Here is an 18,386-nt window from a genome sequence, read left to right on the forward strand (position 1 = left end):
GATGACTGCTCAGACCATGGATAAGACACCTTCGACCCAGGTCAAGGCGCTTGCGCCGATAGCCTGGAAGTTCCCGATCGTCTATACGATCCTCGCTCTTGTCTCGCTCATCTTCTTCGGCCTCATCGGCCGTGACGGGGAGACGACCTTCCGGGTGGCCACCGGCGGAGACTTCTTCGCCATCCCCGACTTCGCCGTGTCCTCGACCGCGGCGGGGCTGACGCTGGGCATCCTGCTCGTCATCATGGCCGCCGTGTCGATCTACGTGGCGATCAAGCGCATCGACATCGGCTCGTGGTTCCCGATGCTCTTCGGCGTCATCTTCGTTCTCTCCTTCCTCGCCTGGGCCGGCGGCGGATCCGGTGGCGTCATCCCGCTGACGACCCTGCTCGCCGGTGCCCTGGCACTGTCCGTGCCGCTGATCTTCGGCGCCATGTGCGGTCTCGTGGGAGAACGTTCGGGCATCATCAACATCGCCATCGAAGGCCAGCTGCTGGCCGGCGCGTTCCTCGCCGCGGTGGTCGCTTCGGTGGTGAAGAACCCGTACGCGGGACTTCTCGCCGCTCCCATCGCCGGTGCCCTGGTCGCCGTGGTGCTCACCTTCTTCGCAGTGAAGTACTGGGTCAACCAGATCATCATCGGTGTGGTCCTCAACGTCCTCGTCGTCGGCATCACGAGCTTCCTCTACTCGACGGTTCTCACCCAGGACCCGGGACTGTGGAACTCCCGCCAGAAGCTGCCGAACCTCCCGATCCCGCTGCTCTCGGACATTCCGGTGCTCGGACGGGTGCTGTTCGACCAGAACATCCTCGTCTACATCATGTACGTCGTCGTCATCGCGCTGCAGATCTTCGTGTTCCGCTCGAAGTGGGGTCTGCGGATGCGCGCCGTCGGTGAGCACCCGAAGGCCGCGGACACCGTCGGCATCAAGGTCAACTTCACCCGCGTGCGCAATACGCTGCTCGCCGGTGCCATCGCCGGCCTCGGCGGTGCCTTCTTCACCGTCGGCTCAGGACTGGCATTCGGCAAGGAGATGTCGGCCGGACAGGGCTATATCGCCCTGGCCGCGATGATCCTGGGCAAGTGGAACCCGAAGGGTGCGCTGTTCGCGGCCCTGCTGTTCGGATTCTCCAAGAGCCTCGGCAACACTCTGCAGTCCATCGGCACCCCGGTGGCCAACGAGCTGCTGCTCATGCTGCCCTACATCGTCACCGTCTTCGCTGTCGCCGGATTCGTCGGTCGGGTCCGCCCGCCGGCCGCGGAAGGCGTGCCCTACGTGAAGTGAGCCCCGCCTCGGCGATGGATCGGCATTTCCCCTCGACCACCCCACAGTCACCACCCGAAGGAAGAGATATCCCCATGACTGCCCCCGAACCCCGCGCTTCCGCACCCGAGTCGACCGACCCCGTCTGGAGCGAGGAACCCACCCCGGTGAGCCCCGAAGACCTCAGCGAAGGCACCTGGGAGCTGCTGCGAGCCGAGGCGACACGGGCGATGGCGAAGGCCTATGTGCCGTACTCGAACTACCCTGTCGGAGCCGCCGGTCTCGTCGACGACGGTCGCATCGTCGGCGGCTGCAATATCGAGAATGCCTCGTTCGGGGTGACGCTGTGCGCGGAATGCTCGCTGGTCTCCGAGCTGTTCATGACCGGCGGGGGCCGCCTCGTCGCCTTCGACTGCGTGGACGGAGAGGGCAACACCCTCGTTCCCTGCGGGCGATGCCGACAGCTGTTGTTCGAACACGGCGGCAACGACCTCGTCATCAACATGCCCAGCGGACGCGCCCCGATGTCCGTGGTCCTGCCCGAAGCCTTCGGACCCGACCACCTGGCCGGGGCGCACGACGGCCATGAGGCCAAGCACTGATCGACGAGAACGAAGGATTGAGACCGTGAGCGTAGAAGCATTCGACACCGTCGACGTCATCGCCGCGAAGCGAGATGGCCGAGCCCTGAGCAAGGAGCAGATCGACTGGGTCATCGACGCCTACACCCGGGGTGCTGTCGCCGAAGAGCAGATGGCGGCCCTGGCCATGGCGATCTTCATCAACGACATGGCACCGGTTGAGATCGCGCACTGGACGCAGGCGATGATCGACTCCGGTGAGCGCATGGACTTCTCGTCCCTGTCTCGGCCCACCTCGGACAAGCATTCGACCGGGGGAGTCGGCGACAAGATCACCCTGCCCCTGGCCCCGCTCGTCGCCGTCTTCGACGTGGCCGTCCCGCAGCTGTCCGGTCGCGGCCTCGGCCACACCGGCGGCACCCTGGACAAGCTCGAATCGATTCCCGGCTGGCAGGCGGGACTGAGCAACGAGGCGATCGTCGACCAGCTCGAGGACGTCGGCGCTGTCATCTGCGCCGCCGGCTCCGGATTGGCGCCGGCCGATAAGAAGCTCTACGCCCTGCGCGACATCACCTCGACGGTCGACTGCATTCCGCTCATCGCCTCCTCGATCATGTCGAAGAAGATCGCCGAGGGCACCTCCGGGCTCGTCCTCGACGTCAAGGTCGGCTCCGGTGCGTTCATGAAGGACCTGGCGAAGGCCCGCACGCTCGCGCAGACGATGGTCGAACTCGGCAAGGCCGCGGGCGTCAACACCTCGGCGCTGCTGACCGATATGTCCACGCCTTTGGGCCTGACCGTCGGCAATGCCCTCGAGGTCCGCGAATCCGTCGAGGTCCTCGCCGGCGGCGGACCCGCCGACGTCGTCGATCTCACCGTGGCTCTGGCGGAGGAGATGCTGCGCCTGGCAGGCAAGACCGATGTCGATGTGCGAGCCGCGCTGGCCGACGGTCGGGCCATGGACAAGTGGAAGCAGATGATCCGCGCCCAGCACGGTGATCCGGACGCCGCCCTGCCGGTGGCCGAGCACACCGAGATCGTCACGGCGACCGACTCCGGGGTGCTGACGAAGCTCGACGCGCTGTCGGTGGGGGTCGCCTCGTGGAGGTTGGGCGCCGGACGGGCGCGAAAGGAAGATCCGGTCCAGGACGTGGCGGGAATCGAACTGCACGCCAAGCCAGGGGACACGGTTACGGCTGGTCAGCCGCTCATGACACTGCACACGGCGACCCCGGAACGCTTCGAACGCGCCATCGAGGCTTTGGAGTCCGCGGTCGAGATCGGCGGGGATGCCGCCTCGGTGCCGGAATCGATCATCTTCGACACGATCACCTGAGCCGAATCGCACACTCTCAGCACTGCCGCGCGGCCGCTGGCCTCGCTACGCTGGACCTGATGACTCTGCGCGGCACCTGCACGCGCAACCTTGCACGACCACGCAACCTTGCACGACCACGCAACTTCGCACGACCACTTCTGGAGGACCGAATGACCAGCCGCACCGATGTCGCGAACATCATCGACCACACCCTGCTCAAGCCCGAAGCGACCCGCGCCGACGTCGATGCCCTCGTGGCGGAGGCGAAGGAGCTGGGCGTGCTCGCGATCTGCGTGTCACCGTCCATGCTGCCGGTCACCGATCCGGGTGAGCTCGTCGTGGCGACCGTCGTCGGGTTCCCCTCCGGCCAGGTGAAGCCGGAGATCAAAGCCGCCGAGGCTGCTCAGGCCGTTGCCGACGGTGCTGCCGAAGTCGACATGGTCATCAACATCGGACAGGCCGTCGCCGGGGACTTCGACGGACTCGAGGCCGATATCCGCGGCGTGGTCGAGGCCAGCGGGGACGCCCTCGTCAAGGTCATCATCGAGTCGGCGGCGCTGGGCGACGAGCAGATCGTCGAGGCCTGCCGCCGCGCGGAGGCCGCCGGAGCCGGATTCGTCAAGACGTCGACCGGGTTCCACCCGGCCGGAGGCGCCAGCGCTCATGCTGTGTCTCTCATGCGCGAGACCGTGGGCGACCGCCTGGGAGTGAAGGCCTCCGGCGGAATCCGCACCGCCGAAGCAGCCGAGGAGATGATCGCCGCCGGCGCGTCCCGCTTGGGCCTCTCCGGCAGCGCCGCAATCCTCAACTCCCTCTAATTGCTACCTGACGGCGGCCCAGCAACCTCGCGCGAGGTAGCTGGGCCGCCGTCAGGTAGCAATGGGGTGGGTCAGAGGGGGAAGAAGGATTTGAGCTCGGTGCTGATCGAGTTCAGGCGCTCCGTCAGGGCCGGTTTGAGCGAGGCGCTGGCCGAGGCGATAGGCAGGCGCACTCCGGCGCTGGCGGCCGCACGGGCATCAGCATCGGCGGCAGCCTGGATTTCCGAGGGTTCGGCGACGACTTCGAGATAGCATTTGAGCTTCGGCTCGGTACCCGAAGGACGCACGATGACGCGCGAGTTCGACTCCGAGAGGAGCAGAATTCCATCGGTCGGCGGCAGCCCCTCATACCCGGCCGACAGGTCGTGGACCTCTGCGACCGGGGAACCGGCAAGAGTGGCCGGAGGGTTCTCACGCAGCTTCGCCATGGCGGTGGCGATGAGAGAGACATCGTCGAGACGGAAAGACAGAGGAGCAGTGGCGAAGTATCCGTCGCGATTGCGGATGCGATCGAGCTCGGCCTCGATGCTCGACCCCTCCGCTTTGAGACGCGAGGCCAGCGCTGCGAACGTTACGGCCGCGGAAATTCCGTCCTTATCACGCACTGCAGCCGGGTCGACGCAGTAGCCGAGTGCCTCTTCGTATCCGAAGACGAGTCCGGCCACGCGGGAGATCCACTTGAACCCGGTGAGTGTGTTCACTGCTCCGAACCCGTGGCTGGCAGCCGCTGCCGCCAGACCGCGGGAAGACACGATCGAGTTCGCGAAGACAGGAGCATCGGCGCCCGACGCATGATGTGTTCCCGCGGCCAGACGGGTCGCGGCATCCTCACCCAACAGCAGCCCCACCTCGTCGCCGGAGAGCTGACGGTAGCCGATGGCCGCCGACTCATCCGGGATGGCCGCAGAGAACCGGTCTGCATCCGGATCGTTGGCGATGATGAGTTCGGCACCGGACTCACGGGCTAGAGCAAAGGACTCATCGAGCGCTCCGGCTTCCTCCGGGTTCGGGAACGACACCGTCGGGAAGTCCGGATCCGGAGCCTGTTGGGAGGCCACCGGGTAGAGGTTCGTGAAGCCGGTGCGGGTCAGAGCAGCCTCGGCGACTCCGGCACCGACACCGTGCAGTGAGGTCAGCACGATCGACAGATCGGACTCCGCCCGCACATCCAGATCGTCGATTCGCGACAGATACTGTTCGACAATCGACTCATCAAGGTGCTCCCACCCTGACTCGGCACGCGGCACCGAGGCCACGGACTCGACTGCTGAGATCTTTTCGGCGATGAGCGCATCGGCCGGGCTGACGATCTGAGCTCCGGCACCCGCCTCGGCGTCGGCCTCGGACCCGATCGCCTGCAGCGGACGCTGCCCCAGGTAGACCTTGTAGCCGTTGTCGGCCGGTGGGTTGTGGCTGGCCGTGACCATGACACCGGCATCGGCTCCGCGCTGCGACAGCGCGAACGCCAGCAGCGGGGTCGGCAGCTGCTCGGGCAGCTGAATCGCGACTCCGCCTGCGGCGGTGATGACGGCGGCAGTATCGGCGGCGAACTCCGCGGACTTGTACCGGGCATCGCACCCGATGACGACTTCGAAGCCCTCACCGACGGTGTCTGCGAGGAATGCGGCCAGTCCCGCGGCGGCACGGATGAGGACGGCTCGGTTCATCCGGTTAGGGCCGGCGGCGATCTCGCCGCGCAGACCGGCCGTGCCGAAGACGAGGGGACCGGAGAACCGGTCCTCGAGATCGGCGATCGCCGCCTCGTCGCCGCTCTCGGCCTCGTCGAGGATGTGCTCCAAGGAGATGGCCGTCTGCGGGTCGGGGTCGTCGGCGATCCAGGCACGGACCACCTCGGCGTCGAATCCATTCGTGAAGCGGTCGGCTACGCGGGTCATATGAGGTCCTTTGCGAATTCGCTGTGGCGGGGCGGGAGAGTGCGGAGTGGGGCCGGCCGTCTCAGAGCTTCGCGACGATGTCGGCAAGCAGACGGGAGATGCGCGGGGCGGCCGCGGCTCCGGCTTCGATGACCTCTGCATGGGAGAGCGGGGTCTCCTGGATGCCGGCGGCAAGGTTCGTCACCAGCGAAATTCCCATGAGTTCGAGCCCGGCCTGACGTGCGGCGATGGCCTCCAACGTCGTCGACATTCCCACCAGATCGGCACCGAGGATCCCTGCCATGCGCACCTCGGCGGGGGTTTCGTAATGAGGTCCGCGGAACTGTGCGTACACGCCCTCGTCGAGCGTCGGGTCGATCTCCTTGGCGATGGCGCGCATCCGCGGGGAGTACAGATCGGTGAGATCGACGAAGTTCGCGCCCTCGATCGGAGAGGTGCCTGTGAGATTGATGTGATCGGAGATGAGCACCGGAGTGCCGGGCCCCCAATTGCGGTTGAGCCCGCCGCACCCGTTCGTCAGCACCAGCGAGGAACAGCCGGCCGCAGCGGCGGTGCGCACACCGTGGGCGACCGACCGGACGCCCTTGCCCTCGTAGTAGTGGGTGCGCGATCCGAGGACGAGCGCATGTTTGCCGCTGGCTTCGATGCGCACCGTGCGCAGGGTCGCGCCGTGGCCTTCGACGGCGGGAGCGTGGAATCCGGGGACCTCCGCCGCGGAGATCTCGGCAACGGTCTCGCCGAGGAGGTCCGCCGCCCCACCCCAACCGGAGCCGAGGACGAGCGCGATGTCATGGGCTTCGATGCCCGCGTTCGCGTTGATGGTCGTGGCCGCGGCGTGCGCGGCGGCGGTAGGATCGCTTAAGTCAGTCATGACGCCAAGATTATCAAGTTCCCCACCGCCCAAGGAGCGAGCACATGCCGATTCGAGAGCTGACCGACGGTGACGATCTGCGCCTGAATGAGGTGTTCGCCGACGCGACCACCCCGGCCGGTCATATGGCCAGGTCCCTGTTCCGTCCGTCCTCGGATTCGCCGTTGATCCGCTCCGTCATCGCCGAGGTGGTCCCCGACGTTCCCGTCGGAGCCGCCGCGATCGCCGAATCCCCGCTTCACCCCTACCGGGCGTGGGTCCACGTCGAGGTCGCCGCCGAAGAGCAGGGGCATGGTCAAGGGCGTGAACTCTTCGACGCAGTGTGCGCGGAGACGCGAGGAACCACACTCGAAGGCCTCGATCTGCGCGCCCGTGTGCACGCCGGCAGCCCGGGAGAGGGCTTCGCGCAGGCTCTCGGGTTCACCCCGCTGACGACGACCCGTGTGATCAAGGTGCCCGCCGGTGCTCTGCCTCCGGCTGGCGGCGGTCGGGCCGAGGACCTCGAGATCGTCGCCACCGGTTCGGTGAAGCTGACGAAGGCGTTCCTCGCCTGGTACACCGCCGTCAACCGCGACGATGCCGTCGGCCCGCTGACCATCGGACAGGTGAATACCGCTTTCCTCTCCGAAGCAGCCGGGGCTCATGGTGCCGCACTGTTGAACGGCGCTGCCGGAACCGCCGAGGCGGGTGGGCTGAGTGCCTTCGCCGTGTCGTATGCGCGGGAGGCCGACGAAACCGCCGGTGTTCTGCCCTCGGCCGGTGAACCGGGTGCCGGTGCGACCGCCGGCGACAGGGCCACCGTCGATCAGGTCGACGAGGAACCGCCGACCGAGCTCATCCTCGGGTCGATGTTTGAGACTCGCGACGATGCCGCAGACACCCCGGGTGAGGACTTCTCCGCGGCCGTCGCCGATGCCGAGCTCCTTTTGGCCAGACTGTCGGTCGACGCCGATGTCGTCATCGAGGTCACGAGCGGAATGCCCGTGATCTCCTCGCTCGCCGATCGACTGCTCGAAGCCGGAACCGCCACCGAGCTCTACCGCTACGAGACCCTCTCAGGACCGCCTGCCGACGTCAGCTGAATCGGGCTCGACTCCCGTTGGGCTGAAGAGGCGAACAGGGCGAGCTCGGTCCTCGGTGACGAACCAGCCCGTCCCCGGCAGTCCGTCGAGCGGGGCCTGTCGCAGCACTCCGAGCCCGGCGAGATCTTGCCTGGTATGCGCACCGAGCACGAGCAGCGGTCCGAGACTCTGAGCTTTGGCCAGTGGGGAGCCATACCCGGGAGTGAACCGTGTCGGCACAGTGAGCACATGGAATCGTCCGTCGAGCAGATCCCAGTCGACGGGATCTGAGGCCATGTGCGCATCGTCGTGAACAGAGACCCCGCCGAGGCGGCCCACATACGTCGCGAATCCGGTCTTGCCGCTCTGCGGAGAACCGCGAACGGAGAGAACCGAACCGTCTCGCCGGGGATCCCACACCACGAGGTCGTCGAAAGCATCCACGCCGACCGGGATGCAGCCCGGCATGCCGCCGCAGGGTTCTTCGCCCATGCCCACAGGTTGGCCAAGCCCCCGCCAGCGTGGAGCGAATCCCTTTCGGGACTCCGGAATGCCGGGTGGTCCGCCGAGCATGCTCGTGCCCGCCCCAGATATCGACGAATCGAATCGTGCCGCTTCAACGGGTGCGAACTGCACATCGGCACCGTCCCCGCCGGCGGCCTGCGCGCGGGGACCGCGGATGACGGCGCGGAGATCCGGCCACGAACCGGCGAATCGCTGCCGGCTGAGCCCGACGCTCGTTCCGTCTTCGCCAGCCTCGGGCGGGAAGATGATCTGGGTGGCGAATCGAGAGCTCCTGCTCGTCATATTCCGGCACCCGGCGAGCAGGAACACGAGATCCGATTCGGCACCATGTCCGAGGAGACGTTCGGCCCGTTCGGCCCAGTAGTGGTCGAGCGAGTCGACGAATTCGGCCCAATTGCTGCAGACGATCAGGCTCGGTGGCTGTGGGCGCTGCCTCGACCCAGTCGGGGAATCTGTGCTTTCACCGTCGCGCGAGAATCTGCTCGGGTCCCCACGGGCAGAAAGATGGTCGAGAATCGCCTGAATCTGCCAGCCGGAGCTCAATCCACAACTGATCTCCGCCCAGTCGAGGACCGAGGAGATTCTGCCGATGGCGATGATCCGCCGGGTCGGAGCGGCCGCTCGTGCCATGGTCGCAAGCACGGATTCCACGGTGTCCGGGCTGCCGCCTGTGAGGATCGTGGAACCGTCCACGTCCGGGTCGAATGTCCACATCTGCTGCCGTTGCTGACTGGGAACATCGATGATCCCCGTGACTGTCGGACCGAATTCACCACCTTCCGCCACCGGTCCCGCAGAGGAAGCGGCGAGCTCACCATCAGAATGGGTCAGTCCCCCTGCCGCCCAGGCCGACATCTCTTCAGGTTCCGGCAGGGGAGGCAGCACCACCTGTCGATGAGTCAAAGCGTCCTCGGCCCTGGCGATGTCGTGAGCCGCGGCGATGATGTTGTCGACGTGAATTCCGTGGGCGCCGCTGGCCAGGGACGGAACCGGCCCCGGACCCCAGGGACGAACGCGAGGGCGGAGGGCCGCCTCGGTGTGGGCATCATGTCCGAACGGAACCGCCACGCGGAACCGGGTGACGCAGATCCCGGAGTCCAGACAGGCGGCGCCGGGTTTGTCCGGGGGCAGAAACGCGCCCGCCTCGGAGCCGATGACGTCGAAGGAATCGGTCTCATCGCGCACTCGCAGGCACACGCGAATGTTGATGTTCGCCTTCATCTGCCCGGTCACGACGCCCATCGGGCGCTGAGTGGCGAGAATGAGGTGGACGCCGAGGGACCGGCCGAGGGCTGTGAGGTGTTCGAGCAGGTCGGCGGCGCGAGGATGAGTGGCCATCAGCGCATGGAATTCGTCGATGACGACGACGAGTCGTGGGGGAGGATCGGCGAGGTCGGCGACATCGGCACACCCGTGATCGGCTAACAGCCGCTCTCGATGGGTGATCTCGGCGCGCACGGAGACGAGAGCGCGAAAGGCGAGACCGGAGTCGAAGTCGTCGAGCACACTGTCGGTGTGCGGCAGATCCTGCAGCGGTGAGAACATGGCTCCACCTTTGAAGTCGATGAGGACGAAACGCAGTCGCCGAGGCGGCTGTGCCAGGGCCATCGACAGCAGCCATGTCTGCAGGAGCAGGGATTTTCCGCTGCCGGTGGTGCCGGCGACGAGAGCGTGAGGACCGTCGGAGAACAGATCGATGCCGATGTCACCGTCGGCTCCGCGCCCGATCGGCACCGGCCCCGAGGCGGGAGACCGCCACCGCGCTCTGATGGCCCCGGGCGTATCGTCGCAGAGCTCGCCGAGCCCATGGTCGGGCCAGGTGTGGGGGCCGGTATCGTCTGAGCGGCCACGGTGCAGGGTGACGAATCGCGCGGCCGGCATGAGAGTGGCGACAAGTGCCCGTCCCGGCACCGGGCCACCGGGAGCAGTCGAGGACGTGGTGCGTGCCTGCGCGAGAGAGCCCACCGTCAGTGAAACCGCGGAGCCGGCATGCGGGCCGGTGAGCGTGAGCACGGCGGGGTGGGCCGCCTCGTCGAGGATGATCGAGATGGGGTCGTCGATGCCGGAGTCTGGGCGTGATCCTGAACCGACCGTGTTCGATGCGTGGTCGGCGGAGAACTCGGTGCCTGCCAATTCCGGCAGCAGTGTGAGTTCGGGACTCGGTCGCCATCTGAATCGCCGGTCGGCCAGCCAAGCGAAGGCCATGGTGCGCAGGACTGCTCGGGTTCCGCTGACGGTGACGGTCGTCGTGCGTGGATCGATGCGGATCGGCAGATCGGTGCAGACGATCCGACCGTCGACGTGGTCGGTTCCATCCTGCAGCCGTTCGTCGATGGTGAGGTCGCTGAAGACCGTCCCGAACCCCAGACACAGGCCAGGGGAAGAGAAGATCCTGTGTCTTTGCGTCGCCTCGTGGCGGCTCAGTCTGGCTCGCGCCTCGGCAAGGGCTTCGTCGCGGTCGAGTCGGCATTGTGCGCTGTCGCGGGTGAAGCGCTTCTTCTCCACCAGGTAGGCGACCCATCCGGAGAGCGGGGCCGAGACGCTGAAGAGCAGGAACCACCACATTCCTGTGGCCACGGCCAGCACCACGCCGATGCCGACGGGGATGAGGAACGTCCACCACTGTGGGGGTCTGGCCGGCCGAGGATCGTCGATCGTCTTCGGGGCGATGTGGATGTCATTGCTGTGGTGCAGCGGCGGAGACCGGATAGGCGGAGCCAAACGGGCAGCCGAGGAAGAAGTGCCGGCTGAAGAACCGTCTGCCGGGCCCGGTGCGAGCACAGTCGCACCCAGAGCTGCGGCGGGCCCAGTCCCCGTCGCATCGAGTCGCAGCGGCTGAGGGGCGCGGGAGATGCTGGGGTCGATGATGGTCAGGCAATCGGGGTGGGGCAGTCGAGACAAGCGGGCCCGTCGTGGGTCGAGCGTCAGGGTGAATCCCGCATCCGGTCCTGCCAGGACGGATACGCTCGTCCGCGCGGAGTCGGCACAGTCGTCGGTGGTGCGCAGAACATTCGCTCCAACAACAGTGATGGGATTGAGTCTCTGCCAATGACCCCAGCTGATCGACTCGATTCTGTGGTTGTCGAGCCGGTTGCCGACGGCCAAGTCCTGGGAAGTCAGGTCCGCTCCGAGGGCAGACCGGAAGACGTCGAAGGCCGGTTGGGCTGATTCAGCTTCGATGCTCATGCTCGTGACGGCTCCGTTCGTCTCAATGCGGTGGATGAGTCCCAGGGTTCTCATGCCCACAGACTCACCGCGAGCGCATGGATTGGGCAAGAGCGAGAAAGCGCCCTGTGAACACGGTTTGGTCATCCACAGCCTCAGGATGCGTGAGTGGAGCCTGTGCCCACAGGAATCGGCGTCGAAGTGGAGTCGGCTCGGGTTGATCAGTCGAGGCGCAGGGCGCCCCGGGCATAAGCGGTGGCGTGGAGGTCGATGAGGCCGGGGACGAACGGTGAGAGCAGCGCGGGAGAATAACGGGCCTCGATGCGGATGTGCACCGAATGCGTCCCATCCGCATCGGCACTCAACCGCAGATTGCCCATGTCCTTCGGCGTCGGCACCGCGTCGAGGTACCGTCCGGCGGCGCGTTTGGCCGCCGGAGGTGAGAACAGGAGACCGGGATCGTCACCGGGAGCCGGTTCGAACGAGTCCGAGGCCGCCAGCGCCGCAGAATCGGCCAGCCCCTGCAGCTCCCGACGGGCCATGTGCAGATCGGTCAAGGCCGCGATGAGAAAGGCCAGCAGCAAGGCGATGACGACGAAGCCGATCGCCAGCGGCGTGATCGACCCGGCATCCGAAGCGTGATCCGACTCCTGACCGCGCGTCGAATCCTCACATCGCTCCAAGTCGTGCTCTCCCGCGGTCGGCATATCACTGACGTCCTGTGGCGACGACGTCGGTGTGGTTCGCGCGCAATGTGATGTGCGGAGACCGGTCGGAGCCGAAGAGGAGCGGGAACCCGGGCAGAGACACTTTCGTCTCGACTCGTGCGGTGACGAGAGAGCCGGCCTGTCCACAGGGTCCGGCGCACGAGTAGGTGATGGAAGTCGGCGCATCCCGCAGCCCGAAGTCCGCGAAATGCATCTTCGCGAAGGCATGGGCGCGAGCCTCCGAGGGATTCGCGTCGCGGGCGGCGATACGTGAGGCCGACATCGCCGCCGAGGTGGTCGCATAGCTGGCCGCCTGCAGCTGGGAGAGGGTGAGCATGAGATAGATGACCGGGATGAGCAGGACGATGGAGGCGAAGATGAACTCGATGACCGCCGTTCCTTCGTCTGCGTCGTCGGTCGAGACTCCCTGATTGACCTCTGGTTCAGTCACGGTCGACGTCCTCGACGATGGATCGTCCGCGCAGGTCCCAGACCTCGGCGGGTCCCCACAGTCCGAGGACCGGGAGCGGGGTCGTCACCCTCACCTCGACTATCTCGACGGCACCGCGCTGTGACGTCGAGACGGTGACTTTCTGGGCATAGCGCTCGCCCACGGACACTCGGATGAGGTCGCGGGTGAGCTTCTGACCGTCGCGGGGAGTCTGATCGGCCAGGCTCGCCTGCCTCGCCCCGGCGATGGCGGAGTCGATGACCGTGTTGCGGACGTGGATGACGAGGCCGATCTGCAGGGCTCCGGCCAGGATGAGGGCCAGCAGCGAGGCGATGAGGGCGAATTCGGCGACGGCGGATCCCGAATCGCTGTGCTCCTCGGCCACTCCTGCCGAGTCGTCTTTCATCCGACCCCGTTCCGTCTCTTCGTCTCCGGTCACCGCTGAGTCACCCGGCCCCGCGGACCTTGTTCATCGCGTCTTGGAACATCGAGGTGAAGGCCTCGCCGGCCAGAGCCCACAATGCGACCACCAATCCCGCAGTCATCAGGGTGATGAGGACCCAGCCGGGAACGTCCCCGCGATCGGGACGGTCCACATCGGCGGTGAGCTTCGCGTCGATGCCGGTCTCGGCCACCTCGGTGGTGGTGTTTCCACCTCGCGGAGGAGGACCCGGGATGAGCCCGAGCATGAACGGGACGAGGCGGTAGGTGAACTGGCGGAACATCGTGTCTCCTTCATCGGCGTGGTCGAGGGTTCGATCCGCGTGGTCGGTGGTGCGGGACTGACTGTGGGGCGTGGTCAGTTGTACGGGGGCTGACTGTGGGAGCGGGCGTGGTCGGTGGTGCGGAGTGCGGTCGTTACGGGCTGAGGTCGAGGACGGTCAGGGACGGGAAGACGGCGAAGATCACGGTGACGGGAAGCACGAATACGACAACCGGAACGAGCATTCCGATCTCTTTGCGACCGGACAGTTCGAGCAGCCTTCGCCGAGACTGTTCGCGCACGTCAGCGGCTTGGGATCGGAGCACCTCGGCCAGCGGGGTGCCGCGGGTCATGGACACTGCAAGGCCGTCGACGAACTGGACGATCTCGGGGATGGCGATGCGCGTGGCCATCCCATCGAGCGCTTCGACCAACGGTGTCCCGGTGCGAGTGGCAGCCAGGGCTGCGCGGAGTTCGTCGATGAGGTCGCCGGAGCAGGTGCGGCACACGCGTTCGAGAGCCTCCACGATCCCTTCACCGGCGGTGATGGACAGTGCGAGGAGTTCGGCGACGGTGGGGAATTCGGCGAGCACGCGGGATTCGTGGCGGGCGATAGCTTGGCTGAGTCGCCAATCGTTGAAGACGTGCCCGGCGATGCCGCCGCTGATGACGAGGACGACGGTGACGATGGGGGAGAAGCCGCGTTGCGCCGACAGGGCACCGGCCAGACCGCCGGCGACGATCATCCCGACGAGGATGCTCAGCACCTGGCTGATGCGGAAGCGTTCGATCGTGGCATTGCCGCCGAGGCGGTCGATGCGCAGTCGCAGAGTCGCATCCGTGGTGATGCGCGACGTCACCCACAGAGTCGAACCGATCAGCCAGGATTTCACCAGCCCCCAGAACCCCTCGGTGCGAGGGGTCGGCGGAGCGTAGATGTCGACCAGGGATTCCTGATCCCGCAGATAGGGTGCGATCCGCGACGACAGAGTCGGTCTGCGCAGCGGCGGGAGGGAGAGGACGAAGACACACAGGGCGAAGCCGTTGAAGAGCCCGAGGACCAGGACCGACAGGGGCTCGCCGAGGAGGCTCATGCCGCCCGTCCGTCCGCAGCGTCTTTGTCGTCGGCGGAGAATCCGCCACTCGCGCCGGGGCTGCCCGCGAAACGTCGGTGGGCGGCGCTGAGTGAGGACCCTTCGATGACTCTGGGTTCGGACGGGAGCCGACCGATGCGCTTCATCGCCTGATACGCCAGCAGAGAGACGACGAAGCCCGCCGCCAGGAGGATCAGCCCGGTCCGCGAGTTGTACGCCACGGCCGTTTCGGGTCGCGTGGAGAGGAACGCGAGCACCACCCACGGTGCAGCGACGGCCAATCGGGCACCATTGACCGTCCATTGCTGGCGGGCGGAGAGCTCGTTGCGGGTGCGGGCATCGTCGCGGACGAACTGAGCCAAGGCGCGGAGCATGGTGCCCAGATCGCTGCCGCCGACCTGCCTGGTGACGCTGAGCGCGACGACGATGCGGTCGGCCACCGGGTCGGCGCTGACTTGCCGAAAGCGCTCCAACGCCAATGCGAACGAACCGCTGGCCCGATATTCCTCGGCGAAGACTTCGAACAGCGGTCGCAGCGGTTCGGGTCCGCGGTGGGCCAGGGAACTCAGTGCTTCGGGCAGGGACAGACCCGCACGGACACCGGAATTGAGATGGTCGAGAGTCTCTGGCCACAGCTCCCGCCGCATCACCTGTCGGCTCCGCGCCCGGTGCTGCAGCGCCCGATGCGGCAGCCAGGAGGCGAACAGACCGAAGCACAGCGCGATCGCCCACGATCCGGTGAGCACTGTGGCGACGACTGCGACGACACAGAACGCTGCGACGGAGATGAGCAGCAGGTGTGCCGGCCGCAGCCTGGGGAATCCGGCCCCGGTGAGCATGTCATCGAGTTCGCGCACCCACCGCGACTGGGTCCGCTTGCCCTGCGGTCGCCGCCACAGCGACATCCAGATGAGGAACAGTCCTGCCCCGAGGCAGGCACCGATGAGCAGAGCGGACTGGGAATAGCTCATGCCGCCTCCAGAATGGCGTGAAGATCGCGGCCGATGGCCGCAAATCGCTCGCCGAGGTGGCCGAACCCCTGACCGCGAATGAGCTGTCCTCGTGGCGAATGGAAGATCGTGTCGAGTTCGACGACGTCGCCTTCGACTCCGCCAGGCACCGCGCAGATCTCATCGACTCGACGCACTCCGGACGGATCCCTGCGCAGGTGGACGACGACATCGAGGCTGACGGCGACGGTGGGCACGACGAACGACGAGGAGATATTCGCCCCGGCCAGAAGGGGCAGGGTGCAGATCTTCGTGATCGCCGCTCGAGCAGAGTTCGCGTGGATTGTGCCCATCCCGGGCAGCCCGGAATTCAGCGCGACCAGGAGGTCCAGGCTTTCGGCTTCTCGGACCTCGCCGACGATGATGCGCGTCGGTCGCATCCGCAGCGCCTCTTTGACCAGGGCGCGGAGGGTGACTTCGCCGGTTCCTTCCAGTGACGGCTGGCGGCACTGCATGGGAACCCAGTCGCGGCTGGGCAGATTGAGTTCGAAGACCTCTTCGCAGGAGATCGTACGTTCGCGGGCTGGAATCGAGCCGGCCAAGGCGTTGAGCATAGTGGTTTTGCCCGCCTGAGTTGCCCCGGAGACGAGGATATTGGCACCGCACGTCACGGCCGCGTCGAGGAACTCGGCGGCCCCAGGAGTCAGTGAGCCGTGAGCGACGAGGTTGGCGAGGTTACGCGGCCGGGCGATGAACTTGCGGATATTCACGGCCGGGTGGGTGCGAGTGATATCGGGCAACACGACATGCAGCCGGGACCCGTCGGGCAGAATGGCGTCGACAAATGGTTGGGAAAGGTCGACGCGCCGGCCCGAGGTGCGCAGCATCCGCTCGATGAGGTCGTCGAGTTCGCCCGAACTCAGCTTCGTCGTCGTCAGCTGGTGGATTCCGTCGACGGCGATGAAGACCTCACTCGGGGAGTTCACCCAGATCTCTTCGACGTGCGGATCATCGAAATAGTCCTGCAGGGCACCGAAACCTGAGAGCTGATTATCGATATGCCGAAACGTCGCCTCTTTGTCCTCGAGCGCGGGGAGATCGGCGACGAGGCTGCGCTCATCGTATTCGGCGATGACGGTGCGAATGAGCTCGCGAGAGCGCTGAATATCTGCGCGCGGATCCACATCGAGATCTCTGATCCGCTTGTGAACCTCGCTGGTGATGACTTCGGTGGCTTCCACTCTGAACCCTTGCCCGATCATTCAATTGACAGCGTGATTTGCTGTTTAACCTATCTGTAGTCGAAAGAAGAATCTAGTCAATTCCGAAATCTGTGGATAACTGGGAATGGGTTCTGCAAATGCTCACGGTGTAGTTTCACGAATGTCGTTGTGCGGTGTTTTCGCCTTGCGCAGGGGTGGGTTTCGGTCTATATTTTCCTCACAGTCTTCGCATGAAGCGATGTGAGCCGCGCCGCCGGCGGGATGAAACAGATCTCCCGTCGGCGGCGCTTTTTGGGGCCGGGGCGACTGATCGGGGCCCGCCTCGATCGATCAGTCCTCGATATCTCAACGGTCGACCTCCTCGGCGCCGTTTCATGCTCGAGGGAGGACATGCACTAGAATCGGATCATTATGGCCTCCACTGATTACGCTTCTGAAATCGCCAACCTCCGCCAGACGTACAAAGCGATTCTCGACGTGTCCGATCTGGACAACCTGCGCGACGAGGTCGCCGAACTCACGGAGCAGGCGTCGTCGCCGACGTTCTGGGACGACCCCGATTCGGCGCAGAAGACCTCGGCCAAGCTCTCACACAAGCAGGGCACCCTGGAGAAGCTGGAGAAGTTCGGCGAACGCATCGACGACGCCGAGCTCCTCGTCGAGATGTCCCAGGATGAAGGCGACTCGGACTCGCTCGAAGAAGCCGACCGCGACATCAGGAAGCTGCGCGATCAGCTGGCCGAACTCGAGATCTCGACCCTGCTCAGCCACGAATACGACGAGCGCTCCGCCGTCGTGACCGTGCGGTCGGGTGCCGGCGGCGACGACGCGACCGACTGGGCGCAGATGCTCACCCGCATGTACGTCCGGTGGGCGGAGAACCGCGGCTACAAGGTCCAGGAGCTCGACACCTCCTATGCAGAAGGCGCGGGCATCAAGTCCGCGACCATCCAGATCGACGCGCCCTACGCCTACGGCACGCTGTCGGTCGAAGCCGGCACTCACCGTCTCGTGCGGATCAGCCCCTTCGACAACCAGGGCCGCCGCCAGACCTCCTTCGCGGCCGTCGAGGTGGTCCCGCTCATCGAATCGACCGACCATGTCGAGATCGACGAGAACGATCTGCGCATCGACGTCTACCGGTCCTCGGGCCCCGGCGGACAGTCGGTGAACACGACGGACTCGGCCGTGCGCATCACGCACATCCCCACCGGCGTGGTCGTGAGCATGCAGAACGAGAAGTCCCAGATCCAGAACCGTGAGGCCGCGATGCGCGTCCTCCAGTCGCGACTGCTCGACCTCAAGCGCCAGGAAGAGGCCGCTCAGAAGAAGGAGCTGGCCGGCGACATCAAGGCCAGCTGGGGCGATCAGATGCGCTCGTACGTCACCCATCCGTACCAGATGGTCAAGGACCTGCGCACCGGCTACGAGGTCAACAACCCCTCTGCCGTCTTCGACGGTGATCTCGACGGACTCATCGAAGCCGGCATCCGCTGGCGCAAGGAACAGGAGATGGCCGAAGAGGCCGAGGCCTGAGCCTGATTCTTCGAGCAACGGTCCTGATTCCTCGGGCAACGGTACCGAGCCGTCTCACTCGGTCGATGGCCGACTGAGGGTCGGCCGCCTCGGCGAGGTTTCGACCATCACCGAGGCGACTGTGAACTTCATCAGATCGCAACACACGCCCGGCCGCCTCCGCGAACATCACGGAACTGTTACGTACAGTGGAAGCGGCCGAGCCACCCGCAACATGATTGAAG

General features: G+C 66.0%; 16 protein-coding genes. 6 read left to right on the forward strand and 10 right to left on the reverse strand.

Annotated features, from left to right (window positions below; all coding sequences use genetic code 11):
• Window position 1 precedes the first annotated feature (1 nt).
• The 4 genes from HK353_RS02470 to deoC all read left to right on the forward strand — a co-directional run bounded on the left by HK353_RS02470 (window position 2) and on the right by deoC (window position 3,981).
• Complete coding sequence (locus HK353_RS02470) at window positions 2-1,285, forward strand: ABC transporter permease (protein WP_173151888.1); 1,284 nt, start codon at window positions 2-4, stop codon at window positions 1,283-1,285.
• A 74-nt stretch (window positions 1,286-1,359) separates the two neighbouring features.
• Window positions 1,360-1,866, forward strand: a complete 507-nt coding sequence (locus HK353_RS02475; protein WP_173151890.1) for a cytidine deaminase — start codon at window positions 1,360-1,362, stop codon at window positions 1,864-1,866.
• Window positions 1,850-3,181, forward strand: a complete 1,332-nt coding sequence (locus HK353_RS02480; RefSeq protein ID WP_173151892.1) for a thymidine phosphorylase — start codon at window positions 1,850-1,852, stop codon at window positions 3,179-3,181. The genes HK353_RS02475 and HK353_RS02480 overlap by 17 nt, the downstream gene beginning before the upstream one ends.
• Window positions 3,182-3,333: 152 nt before the next feature.
• Window positions 3,334-3,981 (forward strand): deoxyribose-phosphate aldolase, encoded by a 648-nt coding sequence (gene deoC / locus HK353_RS02485; protein WP_173151894.1) that lies wholly within the window; start codon window positions 3,334-3,336, stop codon window positions 3,979-3,981.
• A gap of 71 nt (window positions 3,982-4,052) precedes the next feature.
• Here the strand turns inward: deoC and HK353_RS02490 are convergent, their stop codons facing one another.
• On the reverse strand, window positions 4,053-5,876 hold the full coding sequence (locus tag HK353_RS02490; RefSeq protein ID WP_173151896.1) for a phospho-sugar mutase: 1,824 nt from the start codon (window positions 5,874-5,876) through the stop codon (window positions 4,053-4,055).
• Window positions 5,877-5,937: 61 nt separating this feature from the next.
• On the reverse strand, window positions 5,938-6,747 hold the full coding sequence (locus HK353_RS02495; RefSeq protein WP_173151898.1) for a purine-nucleoside phosphorylase: 810 nt from the start codon (window positions 6,745-6,747) through the stop codon (window positions 5,938-5,940).
• A gap of 44 nt (window positions 6,748-6,791) precedes the next feature.
• Between HK353_RS02495 and HK353_RS02500 the strand changes: the two genes are divergently transcribed.
• A complete protein-coding gene (locus HK353_RS02500) occupies window positions 6,792-7,829 on the forward strand; it encodes a GNAT family N-acetyltransferase (RefSeq protein ID WP_173151900.1) in 1,038 nt (345 codons plus the stop codon).
• Here the strand turns inward: HK353_RS02500 and HK353_RS02505 are convergent.
• The 8 genes from HK353_RS02505 to HK353_RS02540 all read right to left on the reverse strand — a co-directional run bounded on the left by HK353_RS02505 (window position 7,803) and on the right by HK353_RS02540 (window position 16,644).
• Window positions 7,803-11,573 (reverse strand): FtsK/SpoIIIE domain-containing protein, encoded by a 3,771-nt coding sequence (locus HK353_RS02505; RefSeq protein WP_173151902.1) that lies wholly within the window; start codon window positions 11,571-11,573, stop codon window positions 7,803-7,805. The genes HK353_RS02500 and HK353_RS02505 overlap by 27 nt on opposite strands.
• A gap of 146 nt (window positions 11,574-11,719) precedes the next feature.
• On the reverse strand, window positions 11,720-12,205 hold the full coding sequence (locus HK353_RS02510) for a pilus assembly protein TadG-related protein (protein ID WP_173151904.1): 486 nt from the start codon (window positions 12,203-12,205) through the stop codon (window positions 11,720-11,722).
• A 1-nt stretch (window position 12,206) separates the two neighbouring features.
• Window positions 12,207-12,656, reverse strand: coding sequence for a hypothetical protein (locus HK353_RS02515; protein WP_173151906.1), 450 nt, complete (start codon window positions 12,654-12,656; stop codon window positions 12,207-12,209).
• Window positions 12,649-13,062 carry a TadE/TadG family type IV pilus assembly protein gene (locus tag HK353_RS02520; RefSeq protein ID WP_173151908.1) on the reverse strand — a complete coding sequence of 138 codons (414 nt, stop codon included), beginning with the start codon at window positions 13,060-13,062 and terminating at the stop codon, window positions 12,649-12,651. Before HK353_RS02520 ends, HK353_RS02515 begins: the two co-directional genes overlap by 8 nt.
• A 40-nt stretch (window positions 13,063-13,102) precedes the next feature.
• Entirely contained in the window at window positions 13,103-13,345 is a 243-nt protein-coding gene (locus HK353_RS02525) for a hypothetical protein (protein WP_425350534.1), read from the reverse strand.
• A gap of 169 nt (window positions 13,346-13,514) precedes the next feature.
• Complete coding sequence (locus tag HK353_RS02530) at window positions 13,515-14,453, reverse strand: type II secretion system F family protein (protein WP_173151916.1); 939 nt, start codon at window positions 14,451-14,453, stop codon at window positions 13,515-13,517.
• Window positions 14,450-15,424 carry a type II secretion system F family protein gene (locus HK353_RS02535; protein ID WP_173151918.1) on the reverse strand — a complete coding sequence of 325 codons (975 nt, stop codon included), beginning with the start codon at window positions 15,422-15,424 and terminating at the stop codon, window positions 14,450-14,452. Before HK353_RS02535 ends, HK353_RS02530 begins: the two co-directional genes overlap by 4 nt.
• Window positions 15,421-16,644, reverse strand: coding sequence for an ATPase, T2SS/T4P/T4SS family (locus HK353_RS02540; RefSeq protein WP_173151920.1), 1,224 nt, complete (start codon window positions 16,642-16,644; stop codon window positions 15,421-15,423). The genes HK353_RS02535 and HK353_RS02540 overlap by 4 nt, the downstream gene beginning before the upstream one ends.
• A gap of 393 nt (window positions 16,645-17,037) precedes the next feature.
• On the opposite strand from HK353_RS02540, the gene prfB reads away from it, so the two are divergent.
• Window positions 17,038-18,162 (forward strand): peptide chain release factor 2, encoded by a 1,125-nt coding sequence (gene prfB / locus HK353_RS02545; protein ID WP_173151922.1) that lies wholly within the window; start codon window positions 17,038-17,040, stop codon window positions 18,160-18,162.
• Window positions 18,163-18,386: the final 224 nt, after the last annotated feature.

This window comes from Brevibacterium permense (genome assembly GCF_013280495.1).
Lineage (GTDB): Bacteria > Actinomycetota > Actinomycetes > Actinomycetales > Brevibacteriaceae > Brevibacterium > Brevibacterium permense.